Origin of the sequence: Lysinibacillus sp. LZ02 (assembly GCF_050613145.1) — a bacterium.
Lineage (GTDB): Bacteria > Bacillota > Bacilli > Bacillales_A > Planococcaceae > Lysinibacillus_B.
This window is the reverse complement of the sequence record NZ_CP192507.1, coordinates 919837-932304: the sequence shown is the minus strand read 5'-3', so window position 1 is coordinate 932304 and position 12468 is coordinate 919837. Positions and strand designations below refer to the sequence as shown.

The 12468-nt window shown below is 39.6% G+C and carries 11 protein-coding genes; 3 read left to right on the top strand and 8 right to left on the bottom strand.

The genetic code is table 11. The features are described from left to right. Window positions 1-1167: 1167 nt before the first annotated feature. From lpdA to pdhA, 4 genes are read right to left on the bottom strand one after another with little or no spacing between them, the layout of a single operon-like run. Complete coding sequence (gene lpdA / locus ACQQ2I_RS04180; protein ID WP_431029330.1) at window positions 1168-2580, bottom strand: dihydrolipoyl dehydrogenase; 1413 nt, start codon at window positions 2578-2580, stop codon at window positions 1168-1170. 4 nt (window positions 2581-2584) lie between these two features. After that, window positions 2585-3928: a dihydrolipoamide acetyltransferase family protein gene (locus ACQQ2I_RS04175; RefSeq protein WP_431029329.1), complete on the bottom strand. Its 1344-nt coding sequence runs from the start codon at window positions 3926-3928 to the stop codon at window positions 2585-2587. A gap of 15 nt (window positions 3929-3943) precedes the next feature. Continuing rightward, window positions 3944-4921, bottom strand: a complete 978-nt coding sequence (locus tag ACQQ2I_RS04170) for an alpha-ketoacid dehydrogenase subunit beta (RefSeq protein WP_431029328.1) — start codon at window positions 4919-4921, stop codon at window positions 3944-3946. Between the two features lies 1 nt (window position 4922). Continuing rightward, on the bottom strand, window positions 4923-6029 hold the full coding sequence (gene pdhA / locus ACQQ2I_RS04165; protein ID WP_431029327.1) for a pyruvate dehydrogenase (acetyl-transferring) E1 component subunit alpha: 1107 nt from the start codon (window positions 6027-6029) through the stop codon (window positions 4923-4925). Window positions 6030-6393: 364 nt separating this feature from the next. On the opposite strand from pdhA, the gene def reads away from it, so the two are divergent. Then, complete coding sequence (gene def / locus ACQQ2I_RS04160) at window positions 6394-6951, top strand: peptide deformylase (protein ID WP_431029326.1); 558 nt, start codon at window positions 6394-6396, stop codon at window positions 6949-6951. Between the two features lie 196 nt (window positions 6952-7147). Here def and ACQQ2I_RS04155 read toward each other — a convergent pair whose 3' ends face one another. After that, window positions 7148-7918, bottom strand: coding sequence for a Cof-type HAD-IIB family hydrolase (locus tag ACQQ2I_RS04155; protein ID WP_431029325.1), 771 nt, complete (start codon window positions 7916-7918; stop codon window positions 7148-7150). Window positions 7919-8282: 364 nt separating this feature from the next. Between ACQQ2I_RS04155 and ACQQ2I_RS04150 the strand changes: the two genes are divergently transcribed. After that, on the top strand, window positions 8283-8492 hold the full coding sequence (locus ACQQ2I_RS04150) for a DNA-dependent RNA polymerase subunit epsilon (protein ID WP_431029324.1): 210 nt from the start codon (window positions 8283-8285) through the stop codon (window positions 8490-8492). A 6-nt stretch (window positions 8493-8498) separates the two neighbouring features. Continuing rightward, entirely contained in the window at window positions 8499-10166 is a 1668-nt protein-coding gene (gene rnjA, locus ACQQ2I_RS04145; RefSeq protein ID WP_391366250.1) for a ribonuclease J1, read from the top strand. 107 nt (window positions 10167-10273) lie between these two features. On the opposite strand, the gene ACQQ2I_RS04140 is transcribed toward rnjA, so the two are convergent. The 3 genes from ACQQ2I_RS04140 to ACQQ2I_RS04130 form a co-directional block, all read right to left on the bottom strand. Continuing rightward, the gene (locus tag ACQQ2I_RS04140; RefSeq protein ID WP_431029323.1) at window positions 10274-10930 is read right to left on the bottom strand and encodes a potassium channel family protein; all 657 of its coding nucleotides are present in this window, start codon (window positions 10928-10930) and stop codon (window positions 10274-10276) included. 70 nt (window positions 10931-11000) lie between these two features. Continuing rightward, window positions 11001-11453, bottom strand: coding sequence for a TlpA family protein disulfide reductase (locus ACQQ2I_RS04135; RefSeq protein WP_431029322.1), 453 nt, complete (start codon window positions 11451-11453; stop codon window positions 11001-11003). A 43-nt stretch (window positions 11454-11496) separates the two neighbouring features. Then, the gene (locus ACQQ2I_RS04130) at window positions 11497-12039 is read right to left on the bottom strand and encodes a peroxiredoxin (protein WP_431030448.1); all 543 of its coding nucleotides are present in this window, start codon (window positions 12037-12039) and stop codon (window positions 11497-11499) included. Window positions 12040-12468 lie beyond the last annotated feature (429 nt).

Below are 12468 nucleotides of genomic sequence, written 5' to 3'. Positions count from 1 at the left end.
TGATGTATCTCTATTATACATTGGGAATTATTAGAAATGAATGGTTGTTCAATTAATTATTGAAGGATTCTATATAAAGTGAAACTTCAATCAGTGGGGGATCCTCATCCCTCACTGATTGAGAGAGGAACGCAAGCTAAGAACGCCACAACGCGAGCGCAACGCCTGCGTGACCAACGTCCTGTTGCCCTTAACCAATCGGGCTTTTACGGGTCAGTTGATCTTCCACCTATGCTTCTCGATTTTCCTTAAGCCTTGAGGTGGGCGTCTTAATGCCCTTTAATGCGGGATAAATCATACTAAAACTTCCGACATATGTAGTGTCCATCTGTTTTTATGATGTTACTAAGAAAAGCGCTTTCGTCGCAAAATAAATTTTTGGCACGAATGCCTAGACACTCTTTAAACTAGAAAAAATTTATACTTTCTTATCTTTTCGAAAAAAACAGATGCATGACTAGGCTGCATTTCTAAAAAGAGAACGGCTCCTTTTATGGAGGTCGATCATACTAAAAATGAACGCATCTTTTCATGTTGCATTCGTCGCTACTCACCTTTAATTAAAAATTAACGGTAAAAATTTTTTCTACCAGTAGCGTCAAATAGCGAAATCGAGATACAACTTAATTTAAAACAAGTGTCAAATAGGGTCTTTTTACCTAAATGGCACTTATCCTCAAATAAGTTGTATATCAAAATCGACAAATCGAGATTTTCGCCGTTTTTTAAAAGTGAGTGTATAATTTTCTTATGAAAAAATTGAGCGTTATCGTTTTTTTATGGCTTCTTATGAATAATCACATTGCAAAGACGCGTATCCATCACTTTAGAGCACAACGTATTTTTCCGGAAAAGCTTAATTATATTCATTTTTCATCCCAAAAAGCACTTTTTTTCTTCCTCTACGTAACATTCTTTTTTAGTAAATTTCTCTCTTTTTTATCACAACAACTATTCTTAGACAGCTCTATTTTGAATGAAAACGTTCATTTTTTCGCCAAAATACAAGCAAATGAAACGATTCATTAGCAAAGTGTAGGCTGATTTTTGAAGTCAACCGTTCTGTTGGAAGATGAAAATGAACTTAATATATGAACGCTATTATTTTCATTGAACATAGAAAAAACCCTATTATTTCCGAAGAAATAATAGGGCTTTACTGATTAATTATTTAGATACGATATGGATTGGGTTGCCAAGTAATACTTCAGCAGCTTCCATTGTGATCTCACCTAATGTTGGGTGAGCATGGATTGTTAATGCTACGTCTTCAGCAGTCATACCTGCTTCGATTGCTAGACCCATTTCAGCGATCATATCAGATGCACCAGCACCAACGATTTGAGCACCGATTAATAAACCGTCTTCTTTACGCGCAACAAGTTTTACGAAACCTTCTGTAGCGTTTAAAGCTAATGCACGACCGTTTGCAGCGAATGGGAACTTCGCCGCTTTCACTTCGATACCTTCTGCTTTTGCTTGGTCTTCTGAATAACCTACAGTAGCTAATTCTGGATCTGTGAAGCATACTGCTGGAATTGCTAAGTAATCTACGATTGAATGCTCGCCAGCGATTGCTTCTGCTGCTACTTTACCTTCGTAAGATGCTTTATGTGCAAGTTGTGGACCAGCTACGATATCACCGATTGCATAAATGTTTGGTACTGAAGTACGACATTGTTTATCCACTTCAAGTAAACCGCGCTCTGCAAACTGAACACCGATTTGCTCAAGACCCATTTCATCTGTATTTGGACGACGACCTACAGTTACTAATACGTAGTTTGCTTCAACTGTTTTTTCTTCTCCGCCAACTTCGTATGTTACGATTACGCCGTTTTCATTTTCTTGTACACCTTTAGCTGATGCGCCTACTACTACTTCTACGCCTTTTTTCTTTAAGCCTTTTTTCACGACCTGTGTCATTTGCTTTTCGAAACCAGCTAGGATGTCTTTTCCACCCTCGATAATTGTTACTTGTGAACCTAAGTTTGCGTATGCAGAACCTAACTCCGTACCGATGTAACCGCCACCGATTACGACTAATTTCTCTGGTACTTCTGGTAAAGAAAGAGCACCTGTTGAGTTGATTACACGCTCAGTGAATTTGAATGTTGGAATTTCAACTGGACGAGAACCTGTTGCTAAAATAGCATTTTTAAAAGTGTAAGTTTGTGCGTTATCGCCATCAATTACACGTACAGTGTTTGCATCAACAAAGTAAGCTTCACCTTTTACGACATCTATTTTATTGCCTTTTAATAGACCTTCAACGCCGCCTACTAATTTTTGGACAACACCGTTTTTGAATTCTTGTGCTTTAGCCCAGTCTAATTTCACGTCTGATGCGACAACACCCATATCATCTGAATGCTTCGCTTGCTCAAAGCGGTGACCTACAGAGATTAATGCTTTTGATGGGATACATCCTACGTTTAAACATACGCCGCCTAGTTGACCGCGCTCTACTACTGTTACTTTTTGTCCAGTTTGCGCTGCACGGATTGCCGCTACATAACCACCAGGGCCTGCACCAACAACTAGAGTATCAATCTCGATTGGAAAATCTCCTACTACCATTTTATTACGCCTCCATTAATAAAAGTTCTGGTTCACTTAACAAACGCTTTAAATGATTTAAAGCATTTTGCGCAGTGGCACCATCGATCATGCGATGGTCAAAGCTCAATGATAATGCTAACACAGGTGCCGCTACAATTTCACCATTTTTTATTACAGGTTTTTCTGAAATTCTGCCAATTCCCAAAATTGCTACTTCAGGGTGGTTAATTACGGGTGTAAACCACTGACCACCAGCTGATCCAATATTCGTAATCGACATTGAGCCACCTTTCATTTCATTTGGTGTTAACTTGCCATCACGTGCTTTTGTTGCCAGTTCATTAATTTCACCTGATACAGCGAATACAGATTTACGATCCGCATGCTTAATGACAGGAACTAATAATCCTTTTTCAGTATCGGCTGCAATGCCAATATTATAATAATGCTTTTGAATAATTTCCTGTGTTGCATCGTCTAACGAACGGTTAAACTCAGGGAATTCACGTAACATGGACACTAATGCCTTAACAACATACGGCAAGTACGTTAATTTTACACCTTTTTCAGCGGCAATGTCTTTAAAACGCTTACGGTGTGCTACAAGTGCCGTCACATCTACTTCGTCCATTAATGTCACGTGCGGCGCTGTTTGTTTCGAGTGTACCATCGCTTTTGCAATCGCTTTGCGAATACCGCTCATTTTTTCACGTGTTTCTGGGAACTCGCCCTCTACATTTACCGGTACTGCTACTTGTGGTGCATCTACCGTTTCCGTTGCTTGCACTTCAGCTACTGCCTGTTGTGCAACTGGCGCTTGCTCACCGCTCATAAATTTCTCAATATCTTCTTTTAAAACACGGCCATTTTTACCTGAACCAGCGACTTGGTGAATATTCACCCCATTGTCACGTGCAAATTTACGTACAGATGGCATTGCAATGATGCGCTTATTCGTATCTGGCTCATTTGCTGATACAACTTCAGCTTTTGGTGCCTCTTCTGTTGCTGTTGGTTCCTTTGCTATCTCTTGACCTGCTTCAGCTGTCGCTTGTACTTGTGCTTCTGTTTTCTCTTCACCTTTTGCTTCTGCATGGTCATCGCCTTTTAATTTTAAATCTTCATAACCTGGCGCATCGAATCGAATGAGTACGTCACCTACAACCGCCACTGTACCTTCTGCTACTAAAACCTCTTCGACAGTACCTTCTACTGGAGATGGGATTTCTACAACCGCTTTATCGTTTTGTACTTCACATAAAATATCATCTTCTTGTACTTTGTCTCCTGGTTTTACGAACCATTTCACGATTTCACCTTCATGGATACCTTCTCCGATATCCGGTAAACGGAAATTGAATGCCATATTTGTCACCTCTTTTTAGAATGTTAGAACTTTCTTCGCCGTTTCCATTACATCTTTATAGTTCGGTAGCCATACACCCTCAGCTTGTGGGAAGGCATACACCGTATCAGGTGCTGCTACACGAAGAACAGGTGCTTCTAAACTTAAGATGGCACGTTCTGTAACTTCCGCTACAACGTTTGCGGCAATACCTGCTTGTTTTTGCGCTTCTTGTACAACGATTGCACGGCCTGTTTTTTCAACAGAAGCAATAATTGTTTCGATATCTAATGGTTGGATTGTACGTAAGTCTACAACCTCTACAGAATAACCTTCTTTTTCAAGCTCTTCTGCCGCTTTTAAGCTTTCATGAACCATTAAACCATATGCAAAGATGGATAAATCCTTACCTTCTCGCTTTACATCCGCTTTACCGATTTCAATTGTGTACGCTTCTTCCGGTACTTCTTCACGGAATGAACGATATAATTTTAAGTGCTCTAAAAATACAACTGGGTCATTATCACGAATGGCTGAGATTAATAATCCTTTTGCATCATATGGTGTAGAAGGAATAACCACTTTTAAACCAGGTGTTTGTGCCATTAACCCTTCTAATGAATCCGAGTGCATTTCCGGTGTGTGTACCCCACCACCGAATGGCGAGCGGATTGTTACTGGCATATTGTATGTACCACCCGTGCGGTAGTGCGTACGTGCCATTTGACCAGCAATTGAGTCAAATACTTCGAAAACGAAGCCGAAGAATTGAATTTCAGGCACTGGACGGAAACCCGTTAGCGATAAACCGACTGCAAGCCCACCAATTCCTGACTCTGCAAGCGGTGTATCGAATACGCGATCTACACCGAACTCTTTTTGAAGACCCTCCGTCGCTCGGAATACGCCTCCGTTTACCCCAACGTCTTCCCCAAACACTAATACATTTTCGTCATTTTTCAATTCACAACGAAGTGCATCTGTGATTGCTTGAATCATCGTCATTTGTGCCATATTACTTCGACTCCTTCTCTTTATAAATCGCTAATTGCTCTTGTAAGTTCGCAGGTAAGTCACCACGGTACATGTTCCCTATCAGCTCTGTTACTTTTTGCTTTGGTGCTTGGTCTGCTTGTTTAATCGCTTCTTTAATCTCTTCTTTTGCACGGTCAATTACGGCTTCTTCTTTTTCTTGTGACCATAAACCTTTTGCCTCTAAGAATTTGCGGAAGCGTACAATTGGGTCTTTTGCTGCCCATTCACTATCTAAATCACCTGTACGGTAACGAGTTGGGTCATCCCCTGCCATCGTATGTGGCCCGTAACGGTATGTCATTGTTTCAATTAAAGTTGGCCCTTCCCCATTAACCGCACGTTCACGAGCATCTTTCGTTACTTTATAAACAGCAAGTGGGTCCATACCATCTACTAAAACACTTGGAATACCAGCGGCTACACCTTTTTGTGCAAGTGTCTTACCTGCTGTTTGTAATTCACGTGGTGTAGAAATCGCAAATTGGTTGTTTTGAATGAAGAAGATTGCTGGTGATTTCATTGCACCTGCAAAGTTAATGCCTTCATAGAAGTCCCCTTGTGATGAACCACCGTCACCTGTATACGTTACAGCGACAGCTTTCGCATTACGCTTCTTCAAACCAAGTGCTACACCTGCCGCTTGAATATATTGTGCACCGATAATAATTTGTGGTGGATATACATTTACACCTTCTGGAATTTGATTACCGATAAAGTGACCACGGCTGAATAAAAATGCTTTCCAAAGTGGTAAGCCGTGCATGACAATTTGCGGTACATCACGGTAGCCAGGTAAAATCCAGTCTGCTTTTTCAAGTGCAAATTGTGATGCTAACTGAGAAGCTTCTTGACCAGCAGTTGGTGCATAGAAACCTAAACGCCCTTGACGGTTCAGTGAAATCGAGCGTTGATCTAAAATACGTGTGTACACCATACGAGACATTAATTCTACAAGCTCTTCATCCGAAAGGTTTGGATTTGCCTCTTCGTTTACGATTTCTCCTTCTTCATTTAAAATTTGGAACATTTGAAACTTGTCTTCAATTTCATGTAACGTTACAGTTGGATCAAACTTATTTTCTCCCATAGTGAACGCTCCCTTTCAACTGTATTATTTTTTAATCTATTTTTATTAGTACAACTATTTCTTACCACTCAGTATAAAGAAGAAAACACAATCGGTCAATCGTTGATTTTCTAATAAAACGCATTTTTTTATACAAAATAAAAAATTCCCAAAAACCTCAATCTGTTATATATCAAAACAATATCTGTACTATAATAACACCTCCGTTTTTATTTTTCCCCTTAAACTGCTCAATCAAACTCATCATTTCTCATCTCCATGATTTACAACGATATTTTTTCGTATTTCAACGTTTTTTCATTGAACAGCTTGCTTCGTGTTGTATACTAAAGGCAGAAGTAGAAATGCGAAAGGAAGTATTTAAATGATTTTAATGGGAGATATTATTCGCGAAGGTCATCTTACTTTGCGAACACGTGCGGAAGAAGTGACTTTCCCACTCACTGAAGAAGAACGAAACCTCGCTCATGATATGCTAGAATACTTAATTAATAGTCAAAATCCTGAAATGGCTGAAAAATACGGTTTACGTGGAGGGATTGGCCTAGCAGCGAATCAAGTAAACAGCTTGAAACGTATGTTCGCTTTACATTTAGCAGATGAAAAAGGGGAGCAATTAAGCTTTGTTGCAATCAATCCAAAAATCGTCAGCCATTCTGTTGAGCAGACGTATATGACATCTGGTGAGGGCTGTCTTTCTGTGGACCGTCATGTACCAGGCTATGTACCCCGCTACGCACGCATTACAGTGAAATTTATGACTGTAGACGGCGAAGAGAAAAAGCTGCGCCTATCGGGATTACCCGCTATTGCCTTCCAGCATGAACTCGACCATTTAAACGGCGTCATGTTCTACGATCGCATTAACGAAAAAGATCCATTTGGCGAAATCCCAAATGCTACTCCATACGAAAGAAATTAACGACAAAGAAAGCATCTGAAAAGACATTTTGAGTTGACTCCTTTGTGACGAGAATCGTGGCATGTTGATGTGACCACCGCAAGAGCATTATTTCTTAGTAGATATTTATCAAGAAGTGAAGGAGGTGTCCCGAAAGTTTTTTACTTTCAAGACACCTCCTTTGTTGTTATCTAAAGTCTGCTTTTTTATACAAACTTTAAATCATCCCAAGTTCTTTCATAATTTTATAAATGCCCTCATCATCCACATGCGGGGCAATGACATTTGCTACTGCCTTCGCTTGATCATGCCCATTGTCCATTGCAATACCAAGTCCAACTGCTTGTAGCATTTCAATGTCGTTCAAGCCATCGCCAAACGCTACTGCATCATCCATTGTCTTCCCAATATGTTGAAGGATTTTTTCAATGCCACGCGCCTTTGAACCTGATTTAGGCAAAATATCACATGAATAGGGGTGCCAACGTACAAACTGCACTTCCGGAAACGCTTTATGATATAGATGCTCATCTTTTTCTTCCACAAAAATTAACGTTTGATAGACTGCTTGCACTTGATAAAACGCAGCATCGATACGAGGATACGGATATTTTAATGTAGCTAAGCTGGATGCCACCTTATTATCATCCGGAAGTGATGCAATCATTTCACGGTCATCTAAAAACACAACAGGTTCACCACGACGCTCACCAAATGCAATAATTTGTTGTAAGTAATCACGCGGAATAGAATCCGTAAAAATGACCTCACCCTTGTACACAACATATTGCCCGTTAAATGTCACATATGTATCGATTTCAAGCTCTTCTATTAAAGATGTAATCATAAATGGGGCACGCCCTGTTGCTATAGCAATTTCATAGCCATTTTTACGCGCAGAAAATAGCGCTTCTTTCGTTGAATGAGGTAAACGTTTCTCACTATCGTACAGTGTACCGTCTACGTCGAAAAATAAAATTTTTTTCATATAGTCTACCCTCTCTTTAACTAAAAACCTTTACAAATATCTGAAAATTCATTATAATGAATGTAAGGAGTGATGTGCCATGCTAAAACGGCTCAAAAAGAAATTATTGAAACGGTTAAATGGCATCCTCGGAAAAAAATCAATTGCCTAAGCCCTTCAGAATTTGAAGGGCTTTTCTTTATTTTAAAGTAGCTGCATGATAATATAAAGGAAATGCATTTATTAAATGATTCTTTTTATAACTTTCGTTATTTTATACTTCTTCAGACATGTATTTATACATAAGTATTTCAAATAACATAAAAGTTGTATAAAGTATAAACTTAAATGCAATGACTATGTACGTTTTAAAAGGAGAGTAATTATGATTTACAAAGTTTATTATCAAGAAAATATGAATGAGATTCCAGTTCGCGAAAACACAAAATCATTATATGTAGAGGCCTCTTCAGAACGCGAAGTTCGTCAGTATTTAAAAGACCGCAAATACAATATCGAGCTTGTACAATTATTAGAAGGTGCATACCTTGAGTATGAGCAAAACAGCCCTAACTTCCGTTTGGAGAATGCTTAATCGATTATGAAGTTCGTTAAAAACGATCAAGCAGCTGTATTCGCACTTGGCGGACTGGGCGAAATCGGCAAAAACACATATGGCGTTCAATTCCAAGATGAAATCATTCTCATTGATGCAGGCATTAAATTCCCTGAAGATGATTTACTCGGAATTGATTACGTAATTCCGGACTATACGTATTTAGTACGTAATGTCGACAAAATTAAAGGGTTATTTATTACGCACGGGCATGAAGATCATATCGGCGGCATTCCATACTTACTGCGCCAAGTAAACGTTCCTGTTTACGGCGGTAAGCTTGCGTTAGGTTTACTACGCAATAAGCTCGATGAACATGGTTTGCTGCGCACAACAAAGTTAATTGAAATTAAAGAAGAGGATGTTATTAAATTCCGAAAAACATCTGTCAGCTTCTTCCGTACAACACATAGTATTCCAGACGCGTTCGGAATCGTTGTCAAAACACCACCTGGCAATATCGTACATACAGGGGACTTCAAGTTCGATTTTACTCCTGTTGGAGAGCCAGCAAACTTAACGAAAATGGCTGAAATCGGGCGTGACGGTGTTTTATGTTTACTATCAGACAGTACAAATGCTGAAGTACCTAACTTTACGATGTCTGAACGTAAAGTAGGCGAAAGTATTAACGATATTTTCCGAAAAGTAGATGGTCGCATTATTTTCGCGACATTTGCATCAAATATCCACCGTTTACAACAAGTAACAGATGCAGCTGCTGCACATGGTCGTAAAATTGCGGTGTTTGGTCGCTCGATGGATAATGCAATTACAATCGGTCGCGAGTTAGGTTATATTACTGCGCCGAAAGAAACATTCGTTGATGCACAAAGTATTAATCGTTTACCTGCAAATGAAGTCATGATTTTATGTACAGGCTCTCAAGGAGAACCAATGGCTGCTTTATCACGTATCGCAAACGGAACACATCGACAAATTCAAATCCAACCCGGCGATACAGTTGTATTCTCTTCTTCACCGATTCCAGGGAACACGATGAGCGTCAATAAAATTATTAACTTGCTGTTCCGCGCTGGTGCTGAAGTAATTCATGGTTCACTCAATAGCATCCATACATCCGGACACGGCTCACAGGAAGAACAAAAGTTAATGCTTCGACTGATGAAGCCTAAATTCTTTATGCCTATCCACGGTGAGTACCGTATGTTAAAAATGCATACAGAGCTGGCCGTTGATTGTGATGTACTACATGAAAACACATTTGTTATGGAAAATGGTGAAGTACTTGCTTTAAGTGCCAAAGAAGCACATGTAGCAGGTCGCATTCCATCAGGAGATGTTTATATTGATGGTAACGGGATTGGCGATATCGGGAATATCGTACTACGTGATCGCCGTATCCTTTCAGAAGAAGGTCTTGTCATCGTTGTTGTGAGCGTTGATATGACAAATCAAAAAGTCGTTGCTGGACCTGATATTATTTCGCGTGGCTTTGTGTATATGCGTGAATCAGGTACGATGATTAATGAAGCACAAAAAATGCTTACGCAACATTTAAATCACGTTATCCAAGAAAAATCGACACAATGGACTGAATTAAAAAATGAAATTACAGACGTTTTAGGGCCTTATCTTTTCGAAAAAACAAAACGTCGTCCAATGATTTTACCAATCATTATGGAAGTGTAATGTTTTGCTAATGTAATTCTGTTAGAAACGTATACTTTCTTATATACCTAGTAAAAAGCGTGTATACCGTAGGAGTTTCCCTACGGTATACACGCTTTTCCACTTTTCTACAACGCTTTTTTCATAAAGCGATTAATATCTACATCGGCTCCAATGACAAGGAGGATATCGCCCATTAAAATCGGATCTGTCGGCGAAGGAGTAATTAAAATTTCCTCACCTCGTTTAATCCCTACAATATTGATCCCATATTTCGCACGAATATCTAAATCTACAAGCGAACGCCCTGCAATACGATCGCTCGCTTTAATCTCCATAATGGAATGCTCGTCCGATAGTTCTAAATAATCCAGTACATTATTAGATATCATATTATTGGCAATTCGAATCCCCATATCACGTTCGGGATGCACGACAAAATCAGCGCCAATTTTACGCAATACTTTTTCATGATAGTCGTTCGTCGCTTTTACTGTAATTTGCGGCACACCTAATTCTTTTAAAATTAACGTTGTCAGTATACTCGATTGGATGTCTTCGCCGATTGCTACGATCACATGCTCAAAGTTCCATAAACCGAGAGACTTAATGACTGCCTCATCTGTCGTATCGGCTACAACAGCCTGTGTCGCAATTTGCGCAAATTCATCTACTCGTTCTTGCGACATATCAATCGCCATGACATTAGCCCCTTGTGCAACCAACTCTCCAACAATACTACTACCAAATCGGCCAAGTCCGATGACTACAAATTCTTTTCTCATCGTATAATGCCCCCTTATTCTAATGTGTTTCAAGTGTATCGCAAATGAACCAAATAAAAAAGGTATGGCATCAAACCATACCTTTATGTTCTTGAACAACACGTTCAATGCGCTTTTCAAGTATGCGCAATCCACTGCCACCTGCTTGATAATGGCGTAAAAGTCCCTTATCGTCAAATAAATAATAAGACGGGACATATCGATTGTTAAATCGATCCGTGATTAAAAACTCATTATCGATTACTATTGGCTGTAGCATATCATAATATTTTATAACTTTTTTCACATTATCTACAATAACATCTTCCTCGGTACGCGGCATATGCACGGCTATAATATTTAAATCCCCCATATACTGATCAGCTAAATGATTGATAGTATCTAGCCCATGCTTACACAAATTACAGCTCACGGACCAAAAATGAATAAATGTTGGCTTCCCCGTAAGCATGTCATTTGTCCATCCTCTACCATTTAACCACTTCGCTCCGTCTAGCGAAGGCATTGGAGCGCGTAACTTCATCCACTAATCCCTCCTAGCTCTTTGCTATCATATGCGAATGTAGTTAAAGTGTCTCTTGACTCGGAGGCCATTTTTCCGAGTATAGCCCTCCTATTTGGAGTACTTGTAATACACGTAATAGTTCATCAACATCTCGCCCAACATTATGATAAAAAAGAGTTTGATAGTGTAATACCCCGATTGGACTAATAATAAATAAACCGTGAAGCGCAGCCCCTTCTTCTTCAACAAATACACCATATTGCTTTGAAACACGATGATTTGTGTCTGCTGCAAGCGCAAAGTTTAATGTGCCCACACCGTTTTGCATTCGATCTGTATTGACCCATGCCAGATGTGTATACACTGTATCTGTAGAAATGCCAATCACTTCTGCATCTAATTCTTGAAATTCATCATATCGATCACTAATTGCCGTAATATCAGTTGGACACACCGGCGTAAAATCCATGGGATAAAAAAGCAACACGGTCCATTTCCCTTTCTCCATACTGTCTTTTAACGATACCTTTCCAAACAACTTATCCACCATTACTGCATCCATTTCAAAATGAGGGGCCTTTTTACCGACTATTCTTTCAACCATCATCACTGCCTCCCTTTTAATATGTTCTGCCGAATCGAATGACACTTACCAAAAAAACAAACTCCTAATTTGTATATATTTGGTTCATCACCAAAAGTCGGGGTTGCCTTATATACATGGCACACTCCACTCCGAGCGGATGCTTTCCGCGGGCATGGCTTCAGTCTCCTCGTCGTTCGTCCCTCACTCCTGCGGGGCCTTCAGCTCATGCGATTCCCGCTGGAGTCACCGCTCTCCGTTCCGTGTGCTACCTACTTCTACGTAAATTGTTTGCTATAAAAATGATTTTGCTATAGGTGGAACACAGATTCTGATGAAGAAGTATTCATTTTTGCCATAGCGTACTATTTATTGTTATAGAAGCCAAGCTTTACTTCACAACGGAAATGTGCTGTGGTGAAGTATAAAGGTTACAATAATTTTTACTAT

Excerpts from the sequence above, each read along its gene's own strand:
- lpdA (WP_431029330.1), bottom strand. The coding sequence starts at position 2,580 with ATGGTAGTAGGAGATTTTCCAATCGAGATTGATACTCTAGTTGTTGGT.
- ACQQ2I_RS04175 (WP_431029329.1), bottom strand. The coding sequence starts at position 3,928 with ATGGCATTCAATTTCCGTTTACCGGATATCGGAGAAGGTATCCATGAA.
- ACQQ2I_RS04170 (WP_431029328.1), bottom strand. The coding sequence starts at position 4,921 with ATGGCACAAATGACGATGATTCAAGCAATCACAGATGCACTTCGTTGT.
- pdhA (WP_431029327.1), bottom strand. The coding sequence starts at position 6,029 with ATGGGAGAAAATAAGTTTGATCCAACTGTAACGTTACATGAAATTGAA.
- def (WP_431029326.1), top strand. The coding sequence starts at position 6,394 with ATGATTTTAATGGGAGATATTATTCGCGAAGGTCATCTTACTTTGCGA.
- ACQQ2I_RS04155 (WP_431029325.1), bottom strand. The coding sequence starts at position 7,918 with ATGAAAAAAATTTTATTTTTCGACGTAGACGGTACACTGTACGATAGT.
- ACQQ2I_RS04150 (WP_431029324.1), top strand. The coding sequence starts at position 8,283 with ATGATTTACAAAGTTTATTATCAAGAAAATATGAATGAGATTCCAGTT.
- rnjA (WP_391366250.1), top strand. The coding sequence starts at position 8,499 with ATGAAGTTCGTTAAAAACGATCAAGCAGCTGTATTCGCACTTGGCGGA.
- ACQQ2I_RS04140 (WP_431029323.1), bottom strand. The coding sequence starts at position 10,930 with ATGAGAAAAGAATTTGTAGTCATCGGACTTGGCCGATTTGGTAGTAGT.
- ACQQ2I_RS04135 (WP_431029322.1), bottom strand. The coding sequence starts at position 11,453 with ATGAAGTTACGCGCTCCAATGCCTTCGCTAGACGGAGCGAAGTGGTTA.
- ACQQ2I_RS04130 (WP_431030448.1), bottom strand. The coding sequence starts at position 12,039 with ATGGTTGAAAGAATAGTCGGTAAAAAGGCCCCTCATTTTGAAATGGAT.